The sequence below is a fragment of the Pseudonocardia sp. DSM 110487 genome, assembly GCF_019468565.1.
Classification (GTDB): Bacteria; Actinomycetota; Actinomycetes; order Mycobacteriales; family Pseudonocardiaceae; genus Pseudonocardia.
In genome coordinates, this window is sequence record NZ_CP080521.1 from 10027777 (window position 1) to 10043198 (window position 15422).

16 protein-coding genes and 1 pseudogene are annotated in these 15422 nt (G+C 70.4%); 5 read left to right on the forward strand and 12 right to left on the reverse strand.

Going from position 1 to position 15422, the window contains the following annotated elements; translation table 11 throughout:
- Positions 1 to 2 precede the first annotated feature (2 nt).
- Both pdhA and K1T35_RS46855 read right to left on the reverse strand, forming a co-directional pair.
- The gene (pdhA, locus tag K1T35_RS46850; RefSeq protein ID WP_255621401.1) at positions 3 to 1193 is read right to left on the reverse strand and encodes a pyruvate dehydrogenase (acetyl-transferring) E1 component subunit alpha; all 1191 of its coding nucleotides are present in this window, start codon (positions 1191 to 1193) and stop codon (positions 3 to 5) included.
- Between the two features lie 207 nt (positions 1194 to 1400).
- Positions 1401 to 1757, reverse strand: a complete 357-nt coding sequence (locus tag K1T35_RS46855; RefSeq protein WP_220258062.1) for an antitoxin — start codon at positions 1755 to 1757, stop codon at positions 1401 to 1403.
- 210 nt (positions 1758 to 1967) lie between these two features.
- Here K1T35_RS46855 and K1T35_RS46860 point away from each other — a divergent pair, with 210 nt between their 5' ends.
- Genes K1T35_RS46860 through K1T35_RS46870 form a run of 3 tightly spaced genes read left to right on the forward strand, consistent with a single transcriptional unit; the run spans position 1968 to position 4580 of the window.
- Positions 1968 to 2897 (forward strand): ABC transporter substrate-binding protein, encoded by a 930-nt coding sequence (locus tag K1T35_RS46860; RefSeq protein WP_255621402.1) that lies wholly within the window; start codon positions 1968 to 1970, stop codon positions 2895 to 2897.
- 4 nt (positions 2898 to 2901) lie between these two features.
- A complete protein-coding gene (locus tag K1T35_RS46865; RefSeq protein WP_255621403.1) occupies positions 2902 to 3819 on the forward strand; it encodes an amino acid ABC transporter permease in 918 nt (305 codons plus the stop codon).
- Entirely contained in the window at positions 3816 to 4580 is a 765-nt protein-coding gene (locus K1T35_RS46870; RefSeq protein WP_304940840.1) for an amino acid ABC transporter ATP-binding protein, read from the forward strand. The genes K1T35_RS46865 and K1T35_RS46870 overlap by 4 nt, the downstream gene beginning before the upstream one ends.
- A 28-nt stretch (positions 4581 to 4608) precedes the next feature.
- Here K1T35_RS46870 and K1T35_RS46875 read toward each other — a convergent pair.
- Together K1T35_RS46875 and K1T35_RS46880 are read right to left on the reverse strand one after the other, a co-directional pair.
- Positions 4609 to 5217, reverse strand: a pseudogene (locus K1T35_RS46875) (acetyl-CoA C-acetyltransferase); the annotation flags it as partial.
- 226 nt (positions 5218 to 5443) lie between these two features.
- On the reverse strand, positions 5444 to 6613 hold the full coding sequence (locus tag K1T35_RS46880; RefSeq protein ID WP_220258064.1) for an AAA family ATPase: 1170 nt from the start codon (positions 6611 to 6613) through the stop codon (positions 5444 to 5446).
- A gap of 39 nt (positions 6614 to 6652) precedes the next feature.
- Between K1T35_RS46880 and K1T35_RS46885 the strand changes: the two genes are divergently transcribed.
- Positions 6653 to 7327 carry a FadR/GntR family transcriptional regulator gene (locus tag K1T35_RS46885; protein WP_220258065.1) on the forward strand — a complete coding sequence of 225 codons (675 nt, stop codon included), beginning with the start codon at positions 6653 to 6655 and terminating at the stop codon, positions 7325 to 7327.
- Positions 7328 to 7407: 80 nt separating this feature from the next.
- Here K1T35_RS46885 and K1T35_RS46890 read toward each other — a convergent pair whose 3' ends face one another.
- From K1T35_RS46890 to K1T35_RS46925, 8 genes are read right to left on the reverse strand one after another with little or no spacing between them, the layout of a single operon-like run.
- Positions 7408 to 8379 (reverse strand): ABC transporter substrate-binding protein, encoded by a 972-nt coding sequence (locus K1T35_RS46890; protein ID WP_220258066.1) that lies wholly within the window; start codon positions 8377 to 8379, stop codon positions 7408 to 7410.
- A 40-nt stretch (positions 8380 to 8419) separates the two neighbouring features.
- Complete coding sequence (locus K1T35_RS46895; RefSeq protein WP_220258067.1) at positions 8420 to 9430, reverse strand: ABC transporter permease; 1011 nt, start codon at positions 9428 to 9430, stop codon at positions 8420 to 8422.
- Positions 9427 to 10944, reverse strand: coding sequence for a sugar ABC transporter ATP-binding protein (locus tag K1T35_RS46900; protein WP_220258068.1), 1518 nt, complete (start codon positions 10942 to 10944; stop codon positions 9427 to 9429). Before K1T35_RS46900 ends, K1T35_RS46895 begins: the two co-directional genes overlap by 4 nt.
- On the reverse strand, positions 10941 to 11342 hold the full coding sequence (locus K1T35_RS46905; protein WP_220258069.1) for an RbsD/FucU family protein: 402 nt from the start codon (positions 11340 to 11342) through the stop codon (positions 10941 to 10943). Before K1T35_RS46905 ends, K1T35_RS46900 begins: the two co-directional genes overlap by 4 nt.
- Entirely contained in the window at positions 11315 to 12193 is an 879-nt protein-coding gene (locus tag K1T35_RS46910; RefSeq protein ID WP_255621404.1) for an amidohydrolase, read from the reverse strand. The genes K1T35_RS46905 and K1T35_RS46910 overlap by 28 nt, the downstream gene beginning before the upstream one ends.
- Complete coding sequence (locus K1T35_RS46915; protein ID WP_370645282.1) at positions 12190 to 13140, reverse strand: aldo/keto reductase; 951 nt, start codon at positions 13138 to 13140, stop codon at positions 12190 to 12192. Before K1T35_RS46915 ends, K1T35_RS46910 begins: the two co-directional genes overlap by 4 nt.
- 4 nt (positions 13141 to 13144) lie before the next feature.
- Entirely contained in the window at positions 13145 to 14425 is a 1281-nt protein-coding gene (locus K1T35_RS46920) for an L-fuconate dehydratase (protein ID WP_220258072.1), read from the reverse strand.
- A complete protein-coding gene (locus K1T35_RS46925) occupies positions 14422 to 15180 on the reverse strand; it encodes an MFS transporter (RefSeq protein WP_370645283.1) in 759 nt (252 codons plus the stop codon). Before K1T35_RS46925 ends, K1T35_RS46920 begins: the two co-directional genes overlap by 4 nt.
- Between K1T35_RS46925 and K1T35_RS46930 the strand changes: the two genes are divergently transcribed.
- Positions 15179 to 15418, forward strand: a complete 240-nt coding sequence (locus K1T35_RS46930; RefSeq protein ID WP_220258074.1) for a hypothetical protein — start codon at positions 15179 to 15181, stop codon at positions 15416 to 15418. The two genes, K1T35_RS46925 and K1T35_RS46930, sit on opposite strands and share 2 nt — an antisense overlap.
- Positions 15419 to 15422 lie beyond the last annotated feature (4 nt).

Below are 15422 nucleotides of genomic sequence, written 5' to 3' on the forward strand. Positions count from 1 at the left end.
GGTCAGACCCCCTCGAAGGAGGCGTGGTACTCCAGGTAGGCGGCGCGCTGCGCCTCGAGCACCGGCGAAGGTTCCGCGTAGACCTGCGAGAACATCCGGTCCGGGGCGGGCTGGGGCATGTTCTCGCAGAACTCGCGGAACCGGGCGGCCAGCTCGTCGGACTCGGCCTGCACCTCGTCGAAGAACTCCTGCGCGACGTGGTGCTCGCGCACGAGATTGACGCGCACCCGCTCGATCGGGTCCTTGAGCTTCCACAGCTCCAGCTCGTCGGCGAGGCGGTAGCGCGACGGGTCGTCGGACGTGGTGTGCGCGTCCATGCGGTACGTGAACGCCTCGATCAGGACGGGTCCGTTGCCGGAGCGGCACTCCTCGAGCGCCCATCGCGTGACGGCGAGGCAGGCCAGCACGTCGTTGCCGTCGACCCGGATACCGGGGAACCCGTACCCGGTGGCGCGCTTGTAGAGCGGTACCCGGCTCTGCCGCTCGGTGGGCTCCGAGATGGCCCACTGGTTGTTCTGGCAGTAGAAGACGACGGGCGCGTCGTACACCGCTGCCCACACGAAGCCCTCGTGCACGTCGCCCTGGCTGGTGGCGCCGTCGCCGAAGAAGCAGATCGTTGCCTCGCTGTCCGGGCCCTCGCCGACCTTGCCCTCGAACTTCTGGCCCATCGCGTAGCCGGCGGCGTTCAGCACCTGGTTACCGATGACGATCGTGTAGAGGTGGAAGCGGGTGGCCTTCGGGTCCCAGCTGCCGTGGTCGGTGCCGCGGAAGATCCCGAGCAGCTCCGTGGGGTCGATCCCGCGGGCCCACGCCACCCCGTGCTCCCGGTACGACGGGAACGCCATGTCCTGGGGTGCCATGGCCCGCCCCGCCCCGATCTGCGCGGCCTCCTGGCCGAGCAGCGGCACCCAGATGCCGAGCTGGCCCTGGCGCTGCAGCGCGTTGCCCTCCCGGTCGAACCGGCGCACAAGCACCAGGTCCCGGTAGAGGCTGCGCAGGGCGTCGACGTCGAGGTCAGTGGCGTACTTGTCGAAGCGGGGATCGGACACCCGCTCGCCCTCCGGCGTGAGGAGCTGCACGAGCTCCGGATCGCCCTCGTCGGTGGCCTTCAGGCCGGCGACCACGTGCTCACGGCTCGGCCGCGACTCATGAACGCCCGCCTTGGGTGGGATCCAGTCCTGCGGAACGGACACGGTGCCTCCTCGTGACATCGACCTGCTCCCGTTCGTGGCGGGACGCAGGACGGGGCGCGTCCGGTCGGGGACACCCCGGTAGGGGTCCCCGACCGGCTCAGGGCGCAATCCTGACACGGCGCAGGCCCGCGGGGGAGGTTGCCACGGGCATGGCGAACGGCACGTCCCGGGCGTCGGGACGTGCCGTTGGCAACCGTTGCCTGCGGCCTACCGCCCCTGCTCGGTGGGGCCTGCCTGGCCGGGCTGGGGCTGCGGCGGGGTCGAGGGCGGCGGGGTCGGCGCCGAGTAGTCCGCCGTCTTGCCGAAGCCCGCGTTCTGCTCGTAACCCTGCGTGTACCCGTTGCCGGTGGCGCCGTAGCCGGGCGTCTGCCGGATCCCGGCGATCCCCTTCGCCTTGTCGGCGGCACCGCGGATCTGGCCCGAGTACTTGCCCTTGGTCTGCTTGTCGACGAACGCCGCGGCCTGGTCCAGGTACTTGGCCGCCTTGTCCGGATTGCTCTTCGCGTAGCGGCGGGCTGCCTCGGCCGCGGTGGCCAGCAGTGCGAGGCGTTTGATCAGGGCCATCGGGTCCTCCGTAAGGGATGATCTCACCGCGGACAACGCGCACACGGTGTCTGCAGGTTCCGGGAGTACCCAACCTAGCGCTGCTCCTCACTGGACATTCCAACCGAATCACTCTGGGTGATGTCACACAACAGTGACCACCGCCGAGGTGTCCTAAGGGCATACGAGTGGCAGCATCCCCGCGTACTCACCGCCCACAAGGAGGTCATCGTGCCCGCCATCCGCCGTTCGTTCCCGGTCGTGCTCGGCGCAGCCGCGCTCGCCGCCCTGCTCGCAGGGTGCGGTGCAGGCGGCGACGGCAGCGGCGGCGCGCCACCGGCGGGCGCCCCTGGTGGCGCCGCCCCGACAGAGGCCGTCCCCACGGTGGCCCGCGACGACGCACTCGCCGCGATGGTGCCGCAGCAGGTCGCGTCCGACGGCGTGCTCCAGTTCGGGGTCGACGCCTCGTACGCGCCGAACGAGTTCACCGCCCCGGACGGCACGACGATCATCGGCATGGACGTCGACCTCGGCACCGCGATCGCCCAGAAGTTCGGGCTCAAGCCCCAGTTCGAGAACACGCAGTTCTCCGGGATCATCGCCGGCGTCGAGGCAGGGCGCTACGAGATAGCGATGTCGTCGTTCTCGATCACCCCGGAGCGCACCCCGGTCGTCGACATGGTCAGCTACTTCGTCGCAGGCACCAGCATCGCCGTGGCACAGGGCAACCCGCAGAACGTCAACCCGGACGACCTCTGCGGCCTGAACGTCGGTGTGCAGGCCGGCACGGTGCAGGTCGAGGATCTCGCCGCCCGCAACGAGAAGTGCGCGGCGGAGGGCAAGCCCGCGATCCAGGTGACGGAGCTGCAGGCGCAGTCCGACGTGAACCTCGCGCTCGCGGCCAACCGGATCGTCGCCATGCTCGCCGACTCCCCCGTCGTCGCCTATGCGGCGGACACGACGGACGGTGCGATCGAGGAGCTCGGCGACGCCTACGACACCGCTCCGTACGGCGCCGCCCTCCCGAAGGGCCAGGGCCAGTACGCCGAGGCGGTGCGCGGCGCGATCCAGGCCCTGATCGACGACGGCACCTACGCGGCGATCCTCGAGAAGTGGAACGTGTCCGACGGCGCGATCCCGACCTCGGAGATCCGGAGCTGACGACGTGACAGGCGTGTCTCCGCCGGTCGAGAAGGCAGGGCGACCGGAGCCGATCAAGGCGGTGCCCGTGCGCCACCCCGGCCGGTGGCTCGCCGTCGCGGTGATGGCCGTGCTGGCGGCGATGTTCGTCAACACGGTGCTGACGAACGACGGCTTCCGCTGGCGGATCGTCGGGCAGTACCTGTTCTCCCCGCCGATCCTCAACGGCCTGCAGAACACACTGGTCCTTACCGTGCTGTCGATGATCATCGGGATCGTCGGCGGGATCGCGCTCGCGGTCATGCGGCTGTCGCCGAACCCGGTCCTGTCCGTGGTCTCCGCGGTCTACATCTGGCTGTTCCGCGGCACCCCGGTGATCGCACAGCTGCTGTTCTGGAACTTCCTGGCCGCGCTCTACCCGATGCTGTCGCTCGGCGTCCCGTTCGGGCCGGGGCTCGTCTTCTTCGACACCAACCAGCTGATCAACCAGTTCGCCGCGTGCCTGCTCGGCCTCGGCCTCAACGAGGCCGCCTACATGGCGGAGATCGTGCGTGGCGGGCTGCAGTCGGTGGATCAGGGGCAGAGCGAGGCGGCCGGCGCGCTCGGCATGTCGCGGGCGCAGACACTGCGCCGGATCGTGCTCCCGCAGGCCATGCGGGTGATCATCCCGCCCACGGGGAACGAGACCATCTCGATGCTCAAGACCACCTCTCTCGTGGTGGTCATCGGGTACTTCGAGCTGATGACCTCGGCACAGCGGATCTATGCGGTCAACTTCCAGACGATCCCACTGCTCATCGTGGTGGCCATCTGGTACCTGGCACTGACGTCGCTCCTGTCGGTCGGGCAGTACTACATCGAGCGCTACTACGGGCGTGGCACCAGCCGCGGGCAGACCGGCGCGCGGCTCTTCCCTCGACGCAAGCCGGAGCAGCAGTCATGACCGTCCCCATGGTCGAGGCGGCCGACGTCCACAAGCGCTTCGGGCGGGTCGAGGTGCTGCGCGGCATCGACCTCACCGTCCAGCCGGGGGAGGTGGCCTGCATCATCGGGCCGTCCGGCTCCGGCAAGTCCACGTTCCTGCGCTGCATCAACCACCTCGAGCGCATCGACGCAGGGCAGATGCGGGTGAACGGCGAGCTGGTCGGCTACCGGGAGGCCGGCGGCAAGCTCTACGAGCTGCGCGAGTCCGAGGTCGCCCGGCAGCGGCGCGACATCGGCATGGTGTTCCAGCGGTTCAACCTCTTCCCGCACATGACGGCGGCCGAGAACGTCATGGAAGCGCCGCGAACCGTTCGCCGGGAACCGCGACAGGCCGCCCGCAAGCGTTCCGTCGAACTGCTCGACCGCGTGGGGCTCGTCGAGAAGTGCGACTCCTACCCCGCGCAGCTCTCCGGTGGGCAGCAGCAGCGGGTGGCGATCGCGCGGGCGCTGGCGATGGAGCCGCGGCTCATGCTGTTCGACGAGCCCACCTCGGCGCTCGACCCGGAGCTCGTCGGCGAGGTCCTCGACGTCATGCGCGGCCTCGCGCGCGACGGCATGACGATGGTGGTGGTCACGCACGAGATGGGATTCGCGCGCGAGGTCGGCGACTCCCTCGTGTTCATGGACGAGGGCCGGGTCGTGGAGGCGGGCGACCCGCGCGAGGTGCTGACCAACCCGCAGCAGGAGCGCACGAAGCTGTTCCTGTCGAAGGTGCTCTGAGCAGGACCGTCATCGGGCGCCATCCACGTCAGCTCCCCAGCAGTTCGACGATCGTGGCGTTGGCCTGCCCGCCGCCCTCGCACATGGTCTGCAGGCCGTAGCGGATCCCGTCCTCGCGCATGCGGTGCACGAGCGTTGTCATGAGGCGGGCGCCGGAAGCACCCAGCGGGTGGCCGAGCGCGATGGCACCGCCGTCCCGGTTCAGCAGGGCGGGGTCGGCCCCGGTGTCCGCGAGCCACGCGAGCGGCACGGGCGCGAACGCCTCGTTGACCTCGAACGCGTCGATCTCGTCGAGCCGCAGCCCCGACCGGGCGAGTGCCTTCCGCGTGGCCGGTATCGGCGCGGTCAGCATGATCACCGGGTCTGCTGCGGCCAGCACGGCCGTGTGCACGCGGGCAATGGGCACGAGCCCGAGCCGGCGCGCCTGCTCCGAGGTGGTCATGAGCAGCGCCGCGGCACCGTCGGAGATCTGGGACGCGTTGCCTGCGGTGATCACCCCGTCGCCCGCGCGGAACACCGGGGCGAGCGCGGCGAGGGCCCGAGGGGTCGACCCGCGGCGCACCCCCTCGTCGCGGACGGCATCGCCGAGCTCGGCAAGGCCGTCGGCCTCGGCCGCGGCGCCCGCTACCACTACATCGAGAGCAAGGAAGCCCCAGCCGACTTCACACACCCAGCACCCACTTCACACAAAGCCCGCCCTGTGTGAAGTGACCACTGGGTATGTGAGGTGGCCGTCCACCGAGCGGAGCGCGGTCGCGGCGCCCTCTCCGAGAAATCGCCCCCTTGACCGCTGCAAACCACACCTGATTCGGCAACACCCTCCGCCACAGCATTGGACAACCTCTACTGCGGTTCATGGGAGGTCAGCGCTTCGGCCAGTGCCACGAGGGCCGATCCAGCATGCCCTGGCCCGCCAGGACGGTGGCACCGACTTCCTTCTCCAGCTCCAGCAGGGCCGCCGCGTCGTCGACGGATTCGAGCGCGCGCACGAGCGGCCGCGCGTGCGTGACGACCACGACCTGGGTGCGGGCGGCGGCGACGGAGATCAGCGCGGCGAGGGCGGGGACCAGGTCGGGGTGCAGGCTGGTTTCCGGCTCGTTGAGCACCAGCAGCTCGGGTGGGCGCGGGGTCAGCAGCGCCGCCACCCACAGCAGGTAGCGCAGTGTTCCGTCGGACAGCTCCGCTGCCGACAGCGGGCGCAGCAGACCGTCCTGGCGGAACCTCAGCTCGAACCGGCCGTCATCGCCCGCCTCGATCTGCAGGCGGGAGCCCGGGAACGCGTTGTCGACGGCCGCGTGCAGGCCGTCGACGTCGCCGACCTCCTGGATGGTCTGCAGTGCTGCTGCCAGGTCGGCGCCGTCGTGGTCGAGCACGGGGGTGCGGGTGCCCACCCTGGCCTGGCGAGCCGGGGCGTCGGCGTCGGTGCGGAAGTGGTCGTAGAACCGCCACGAGCGGATGCGCTCGCGCACGAGCAACACCTCGGGCGAGATCCGCGGGTCGGCGAACGCGGTGAGCATGCTGTCGCCGAGCCCGATCCGATGCGGCTCCCCACCCCACGCCCCGCTCTCGATGCGCGTACGCACCACCGGTCCGGCGCGGTCGGCGAGCAGGGCGGCGGGCTTCAGCACCGGGCCCCGCCAGATGCACTCCCGCTTGAACTCGGGATCGCGGTAGAAGGCCGTCTCCGTGGGTATCGGCATGCCGAGGTCGAGGGCGTAACCGAACTCGTCGCCCGCGAAGCCGAGCCGCAGCCCGACCGGCTTGGTGCGTCGCGTCCCCTGGACCGGCGCCCTGCCCTCCCGGAACCCGCGGCCCCCCGACTCCGGGCCGGCCCACAGCGCGGACGGCAGCCCGCCCTCCCGCGCCAGCGCGGCGACCGCCCCGTTACGCGCGGCGTCGGCCAGCAGGCGCAGCGCCCGGTAGAGGCTGGACTTCCCGCTCCCGTTCGCCCCGGTGACGACGGTGAGCCGGGACAGCGGCAGCACGAGATCGCGAAGCGAGCGGTAGTTCTCGACAGCCAGCGTGGTGAGCACGGCGCAGACGCTAGAACGCGGTGCTGACAGACTCGTCGGGTGGCCGTCACCGACGAGGCGATCCTCAAGATCAAGGCGATGATCCGGTCCGGCGAGCTGCGTCCCGGGGACCGGCTGCCGCCGGAGAAGGAGCTGTCCGAGGCGCTCGGGCTCTCCCGCAGCTCGCTGCGCGAGGCAGTGAAGGCCCTCGAGGTGATCCGCGTGCTCGACGTCCGGCGCGGCGACGGCACGTACGTCACGAGCCTGACGCCCGACATCCTGCTCGACGCGATGTCGTTCGTCGTCGACATCCACCAGGACTCGTCGGTGCTGGAGCTGTTCGAGGTGCGCCGGATCCTGGAGCCGGCCGCGGCCACGCTCGCCGCCCCCCGCGCCACGGCCGCCGACGTCGCGCACCTGCACGACCTGCTCGCCCAGGTGCACAGCACCACGTCGGTGGACGACCTCGTGGCCCACGACCAGGTGTTCCACCGCTACATCGCCGAGCTGGCCGGCAACGCCTACCTGACCAGCCTGCTCGAGACGCTCTCCAGCAGCACCCTGCGCGCGCGGATCTGGCGTGGGCTCTCGGAGGAGGGGGCGGTGGAGCGCACGCTGACCGAGCACCGCGCCATCGTCGATGCACTGGCACGAGGCGACGCGACGCTCGCGGCGGCGCACGCGACGGTGCACATCAACGGCGTCGCGGAGTGGCTGCGCCAAGCGATGGGCTGAAGGGCTTCCCGAAGTGCAGGAAAGCCACATCCAGGAACCGCAAGGGCCCTGAATGTGGCTTTCCTGAACCAGCCGGCGGCTTACTGGTAGAGCAGCGGCTTGATCTCCGAGCTGTCGATGTTGCTCTTGTCGTACCAGAAGAACCCGGTGTCGATCACGGGCTGCAGCTGCTCACCCTTGATGGCCTTCGCCGCGGCCTTGACGACCTCCTCGCCGATGCCGATGGGGTTCTGGGTGACCGCGCCGAGCATCGTGCCGTTGCGGATGGCCTCGATCTGCGCGGTGCCCGAGTCGAAGCCGATGATGGCGAGCCCGGTCTTGCCGCTCTCCGCGACCCCACGCAGCACGCCGATCGCCGTACCCTCGTTGGCGGCGTAGATCCCCTTCAGGTCCGGGTTGGCGGCGATGATCGCCTTGGTGATGTCCGCCGACTTGGCCTGGTCGCCCGCGCCGTACTGCGGGTCGAGGACCTGGATGCCGGGGGCGTTGGCCTTCATCCACTCGAGGAATCCGTCGCGGCGGTCCTGCCCGGTGATGCTGGTCTGGTCGTGCACGATCAGACCGACCTTGCCGGTGCCGCCCACTGCCTCGGCCATGTGCTTCGCGACCTCGCCCGCGGCGGCCTTGTTGTCGGTGGAGGCCGTGGTGAGCGGGATGGGGCTGTCGACGCCCGAGTCGAACGCGATCACCGGGATGTCGCTGGTTCGCGCCTGCTGCAGCATCGGTGCCACGGCGCGCGAGTCGAGTGCGGCGATACCCAGCGCATTGGGCTGGCGGCCGAGCGCGTTCTGGACCATGGTCACCTGGGCTTCGACCTCGGCCTCGGTGGCCGGGCCCTCGAAGCTGATGCGCACGCCCTGCTTGGCCGCTTCCTGCTCAGCGCCCTGCTTCACGGCCTGCCAGAACTGGTGCTGGAAGCCCTTGGAGACGATGGCGATGTAGGGCTGCTCGGGGGCGCCCCCGCCCGCGGCGGACTCGCCGCCGCCGCACGCCGCGGCCGTGAAGACGAAAGCGGCTGCCGCGATGGCCGCTCCTATCCGATGGATCCGCATGTCGATCGAACTCCTTTGGTCGAGCGTGGGTGGGTAGGAGTCAGGTGGTGGTGCGCTTGCGCGCGCGGTCGGCGTACACGGCGAGCAGGATGACGCAGCCGAGGATGACGTTCTGCCACTCCTGCGGGATGGACATGATCTGCAACCCGTTGTTCAGCACCGAGATGATCAGGGCACCGATGACCGTACCGACAATGGAGCCCTTGCCCCCCGACAGGGATGTGCCGCCGATCACGACGGCGGCGATCGCCTGCAGCTCGTAGCCCATGCCGGTGGCGGGCTGCGCCGAGCCGAGCCGAGCCGAGATCATCACGCCCGCGAGGCCGGTGAACAGGCCTGCGAGGGTGTAGATGACGATCTTCCAGCGGCGCACGTCGATCCCGGAGAGCGCCGTGGCCTCCTCGTTGCTGCCGATCGAGTAGGTGTAGCGCCCCAGCACCGTGTTGTTGAGCAGCACGCCGGCGAGCACCGCGGCAACCGCCAGGATGATCACCGCGTTGGGGAAGTTGGCGCCGGGGATGATGCTGCCGATCGAGATGTCGATGTAGGCCGGGGTCTGGTCGAAGTAGATCGGCGAGCTGTCGGACAAGACGAGCGCCAGCCCCTGCGCCACCAGCATCATCGCCAGCGTCGCGATGAACGGCGGCAACCCGAGCACGGCCACGTTCAGGCCGTTGACCAGCCCGATCAGCCCGCCGAAGAGGATCGCGCCGAGCACGCCGACCGGCAGCGGGAGCCCGGCGTTCACGATCAGGACCCCGGACATCACGGCGCACAGCGCCATCCCGGTGCCGACCGACAGGTCGATGCCACCCGTGATGATCACGAACGTGGTGCCGAGCGCGAGCGTCCCGATCACGACGGTCGAGAACAGGATGTTCGTGACGTTGCCATAGGTGAAGAAGTTCGGGCTGACGATCGAGAAGAACGCGAAGATCACGAGCAGGCTCGCGAACGCGAGGAACTGCTGCAGTCCGGCCCGCAGCGTGTGGAGCACCGCGGAAGGTGCGGAGCCCTGCTGCTTCTCCTCCGTTGCAGTGGGGGTGGTCAACTGACGGCCTCCGTCTCCGGACGCAAGGTGGCGTAGTGCATGACGCTCTCCTGGGTGGCTTCGGCCGCATCGAGCTGCCCGGTGACCCGGCCCTCGCTCATCACGACGATGCGGTGCGACATCCGCAGCACCTCCGGCAGCTCGGAGGAGATCATGATGATCGACTTACCCTGGGCGGCGAGTTCGTTGAGCAGCCGGTAGATCTCTTCCTTGGCGCCGACGTCGATCCCGCGCGTCGGCTCGTCGAAGATCAGGACGTCGCAGTCCTTGACCAGCCACTTCGCGATGACGACCTTCTGCTGGTTGCCGCCGGAGAGGAACTTGGCCGTCTGGTTGATCGACGGGGTCCGGATGCGCAGCCCGTCCACGATCTCGCGCGATCGGGCACGCATCGCCCTGTCCTTGACGAACCCCCACGACTGGAACTTCTCGCGGATCGAGCTGAGCCCGATGTTCGCGTTGACGTCCTGATCGAGCAGCAGCCCGAGGTGCTTGCGGTCCTCGGACAGGTATCCGATGCGGTGCCTGGCGGCCTCGGCGGGGTTCGTGATCCGCACCGGCTTCCCACGCAGCTCTACAGTGCCCGACTCGATGGGATCGGCACCGACGAGCGCGCGGGCCACCTCGGTGCGCCCGGCTCCCATCAGCCCGGCGAAGCCGAGGATCTCGCCCTCCCGCAGGTCGAACGAGACGTCCTTCAGCAGCTCCTTGGTGGTGAGCCCGCGCACCGAGAGCACGACGGGCCGGTCCTTCCGCACGCCCTCGGGGCGGAGCCCACCTACGATCTCGCGCCCCACCATCCGCGAGATGACCTCGGGCATTGTCGTGGTGGCCGTGTCGAGCGTGTCGATGTAGCGGCCGTCGCGGATCACGGTGATCCGGTCGGTGATGGCCTTCAGCTCGTCCATCCGGTGCGAGATGTAGATGACCCCGGTGTCCGGGCGGCGGAACCGCCGGATGAGGTCGTGCAGCACCCGCACCTCGGCGTCGTTGAGCGCCGCTGTGGGCTCGTCCATGATCAGGATGCGGGGCTCGTAGGACAGCGCCTTGGCGATCTCGACCATCTGCTGCTTCGCCACGGTCAGGTCGCCCACGCGCTGCCGGGGCTTCAACGGCAGGTGCAGCCGGTCGAGCAGCTCGGCCGTCTTCGCCTCGAGGGCACGCTCGCCGAGGAACACCCGGCCCGTACGCGGCTCGCGGCCGATGAAGATGTTCTGCGCGACCGTGAGGTCGGGCATCAGGTTGAACTCCTGATGGATGATGCTGATGCCCTGCTCCAGCGCGTCCCGCGGGCCGGAGACCTGCAGCGGCTTCCCCTCGAGGAAGAACTCACCCTCGTCGGGGGTGTAGATGCCCGACAGCAGCTTCATCAGCGTCGACTTGCCCGCGCCGTTCTCCCCGACGAGCGCGAGCACCTCGCCGCGGCGCAGCTCGATGTGCATGTCCTGCAGCGCCCGCACGCCCGGGAAGCTCTTCCCGACGCCCTTCGCCTGGAGGAGCAACGTCTCGGTCATGTGACGACGCCCTTCCGCAGGATCGCGTTGCCGTACACGCGGGTCTCGCCGGTGCGCACGACCAGGTACGCGGGCACCGCGGCGTCGTAGAAGGCGAATCGGTCGAGGAAGCGCACGTCGGTGGTGCCTGCGGCGGCGATGAGGTCCTCCTGCACGGGGAGCTGTTCACCGTCCGGCGTCGCCATGAGATCGACGGCAGGCGCGTCGTCCAGCGGCACGACCGTGCGGATCGCAGCCATCAGATCCGGTGTCGCGACGCCGGGTAGGTCGAGCACGCGAGACCCGAGCCGGTGGGCCGGGAAGTGCGCGTCGGCGAGGACGACGGCGTCCGAATGCCCCATGGCGTCGAGGTGGGCGAGCAACGGCCCGGTCAGGAGCGGGTGGATGCCGGAGAGCACGGCTCCTCCTTGGAGATCGGCGTCGCGGTGAGCCCGTAGACGCGCTGCGCGTTACCCGTCAGGATCTTGCCCTGCTCGTCATCCGTCAGCTCGCCCAGTAGCTCGGACACGACCTCCCATGTGCCGCCGTAGCCCGCGGTCAGCAGCGTCATCGGCCAGTCGCTTCCCCACAGCAGCCGGTCGGGGCCGTAGAGCTCCAGCGCCGTCTCCCACGACGGGCGGATACCCGCGACCGTGAACGACTCCCCGCGCACCTGCAGCCCCGACACCTTCGCCACGGTGTTCCGCCGGGCGGCCACCGCGGCGAACGCGTCGCGCCATTCGGGGAAGTCAGGCTTTCCGTGGGGTGGCTTGCCGAGGTGGTCGAGCACGACCGTGAGCTCGGGGAGAGCCCCTGCCAGCTCCGCGGTGGCGGTGAGGTGGCGGGGCCACGCGTCCGGCACGTCGTAGGGCAGGCCGCGCTCGGCGAGCAGCCCGAGCGAGGTGCGCACGGCGGGCAGTGCGAGGAATTCGTCGCGGGGGTCGTCGTGCACGAGGTGGCGAACCCCGCGGAACGCGGGGTCGGCGGCGAAACGGTCGAGCTGGGCGGCGGCGACGGCGGGGTCGTCCAGCCGCACCCACCCGACGACGCCTGCCACCCAGTCGTGCTCCGCCGCGACCTCGAGCATGAACTCGGTGTCGGCCACCGAGTCCTCGGCCTGCACGAGCACCGCCCGATCCACGCCGACCGCGGCCAGCTCGGCGTGTGCCCGCTCGGCGGTGATCGTGGTGTGCAGCGGGCCGAGCTCTGGGGTGATCCACGAGTACGCGCTTCGCCGCAGGTCCCAGAGGTGCAGGTGGGCGTCTATCACGGCAGGAACCCCTCGGCCGCGAGCTGCTCCCACAGCGCCTCGGGGATCTGCTCGGCGATCCGGGCGACGTTCTGCTCGATGTGCGCAGGCTCGGTGGCACCGAGCACGACCGAGCGGATCACCGGCTCGCGCAGCGGGAACTGCAGCGCGGCGGCCGGGAGCTCGACGCCGAACTTCCCGCACACCATCGCCAGGCGCTGCGCCTTCTCGACGACCTCGGCCGGGGCGTCGCCGTACTCGTAGCGGGCGCCCGGTCCGGGTGTCGACGTCGCGAGCAGCCCGGAGTTGAACGCACCCGCGACGACGATGCCGATCCCGCGCTCCCGGCACTCCGGGATCAGCTCGGGAGCGGCGGGCTGCTCGAGCAGCGTGTACCGGCCGGCGACCATCAGCAGGTCGAGGTCGCCCGTGCGCACGCCTGCCAGGTGGGCGGGCACCGACTTGGACCCGATCCCCACCGCGCGCACGAGACCCTCCTCGCGCAGCGCGACGAGTGCGGGCACAGCGCTCGCGACGGATGCCTCCATGTCGTCGTACTCGTCGGGGTCGTGCAGGAACAGCACGTCGACGCGGTCCAGCCCGAGCCGCTCCAGTGACTCGTCGAGGCTGCTGCGCACGCCGCCGGCCGACGGATCCCACACGCGGCGCACGTCGGCGGGCACGACGAACCCGCCTTCATCGTCCAACTCATCTGATGTTTCGGGGCTGTGAACGAGCCTCCGCCCGACCTTCGTGGAGACGACGAACTCGTCGCGCGGCTTGCTGGTGAGGAACGCGCCGAGCCGGCGCTCGGCGAGCCCGAGCCCGTAGTGCGGCGCCGTGTCGAAGTAGCGGATGCCGGCGTCCCAGGCCGCCTCCAGCACGGCGGTCGCCTCTTCGTCGGACATCGCGGTGAAGAGGTTGCCGAGGTTGGCGCCGCCGAAGCCCGCTCGCCCCAGGGGAGGCACGCGGTCAACCATCGCGCGACACCGTGTGCCCGGCGAGCGAGGCGGCGTGCATCTCGGTGCCCGCGCCGGGCTCGGTCGGCGTCCGGTAACGACCCCCGGTCACCTGGACCGGCGTGACGAAGTGCTCGTGGAGGTGGTCCACGAACTCGATCTTGCGCCCGTCGAGCCGCCCTGACACGGCGACGTAGTCGAACATCGCAAGGTGCTGCACCGCCTCGCAGAGCCCCACACCACCGGCGTGCGGGCAGACCGGCACGCCGAACTTCGCCGCGAGCAGCAGCATCGCGACGTTCTCGTTCACGCCCGCCACGCGCGTGGCGTCGATCTGGAGCACCTGCAGCGCGTCGGCCGCGAGGAACTGCTTGGCCATCACGCGGTTGGCCATGTGCTCCCCGGTCGCCACCGGGATCGGCGCGATGCCGCGGGCGATGGCGGCGTGGCCGAGCACGTCGTCCGGGCTGGTGGGCTCCTCCACCCACGCGAGGTCGAAGCTCGCCAACTCCTTGATCCACCCGATCGCGTCGGCGACGTCCCACCGCTGGTTGGCGTCCACCGCGATCCGGATGTCCGGCCCGACGACCTCGCGGGCGATCCGCAGCCTGCGCACGTCGTCGGCGAGGTCGCCGCCGACCTTGAGCTTGATCTGGTCGAACCCCTCATCGACCGCCTCCTGGCACAGGCGAGCGAGCTTCTCGTCGTCGTAACCGAGCCAGCCCGGCGTGGTGGTGTAGGCCGGGTAACCCTCGCGCAGCAACCGCTCCTGCCGCTCGGCCCTGCCCGGCTCGGCGGCACGCAGGATCTGCAGCGCCTCCTCGGGGGTGAGCGCGTCGGTGAGGTAGCGGAAGTCGACGAGGTCGACCAGCTGCTCCGGCGTCATCGCGGCCAGGACCTGCCACAGCGGCCTGCCCTCCCGCTTGGCCCGCATGTCCCACAGCGCGTTGACGACCGCGCCGATCGCCATGTGCATGACGCCCTTCTCGGGGCCGAGCCAGCGCAGCTGCGAGTCGTGCACCAGTTCGCGCCACGTCGCTCCCATGTCGGCGAGGAGCGGCTCGACCTCCCTGCCGACCAGGTGTCCCGCGAGGGCCTCGATCGCGGCCACCTGCACGTCGTTGCCGCGGCCGATGGTGAAGACGAAGCCGTGGCCCGAGTCGCCCGCGTCCGTCACGATGTGGACGTACGCCGCGGAGTAGTCGGGATCGGGGTTCATCGCGTCCGACCCGTCGAGCTGTAGCGAGGTCGGGAACCGCACGTCCGCGGTCTCCAGAGCGGTGATGCGGCTCACGCGCAGTCCTTTCTGCCGATGCGCGGCCCACCGTAGACATCCGATGTCTGTCGGTCAAGAAGTGCCGCCCACCACACGGGTGAGCAAATCCTGCCGCGAGCACGAACGCGGCGGCGAGCGGGCCGATCCACACTCCACCCCACCCATCGACGGCGAGTGCCCCGACCGCAGGCCAGCAGCTCGCGCACCCTCCCGTCGGCCAGCGGCGCGAAGCGGGAGCCGCCGGCGGTCGCATCCCGGCGCAGCAGCGGGAGGCGGACCGCGATCACGACGGCTGCGAGCACGCCGAGCGCGGTGACCAGCCACAGCGTGGCCCGCCAGTCGAGCAGCGCTCCGAGAACGGTGCTCAGCGGCGTTCCCAGCACGAGCGACGAGGTGATCCCCAGCATCACGATCGCGATGGCGCGGCCACGAGGCGCCGGGCCGGCGAGTGTTGCCGCGGCCGACGTCGCGCTCGCTGTGTAGAGCGACGCCCCGACGGCGGTGACGACCCGGGTGAGGAGCACGGTCGCATAGATCGGCGCGAGTGCGGTCAAGGCGTTCCCCACGCTGAAGCAGCAGTGCCGCGGTCGCCACCGTGCGCTGCGGCCGGCCGGCCGCGAGCGCGCCCACCAGCGGCGCGGAGATCGCGTACGCGAGCGCGAGGACGGTGGCCGGCCGGCCCGCCTCTCCCGGCGTCCGCGCGGTCGGCGTCGAACGCCTGCTGGCGGAGTCGGGGTCGGCCGGGCGTCGTTCTGCGCCTCCATCCGGACCATGATCGAGTTCGTGGAGGCGGACGATCCGCTGCATCGTGCCGCCGCGGCCCACAAGCACGGCGTCCTCGCCGATCTCGACGCGTGGCTCGCCGCAGCGGGACGAGCCGACCACGCCACGCTCGCCGAACAGTTCCTGCTACTCATCGACGGTGCCATCGTCAGCACCCTCCGCGAGCCCGGTCCTGCCGCCGCACTGCGGGCGAAGCGGATCGCCGCCGCGCTGCTCGTGACCCCGTGACGTG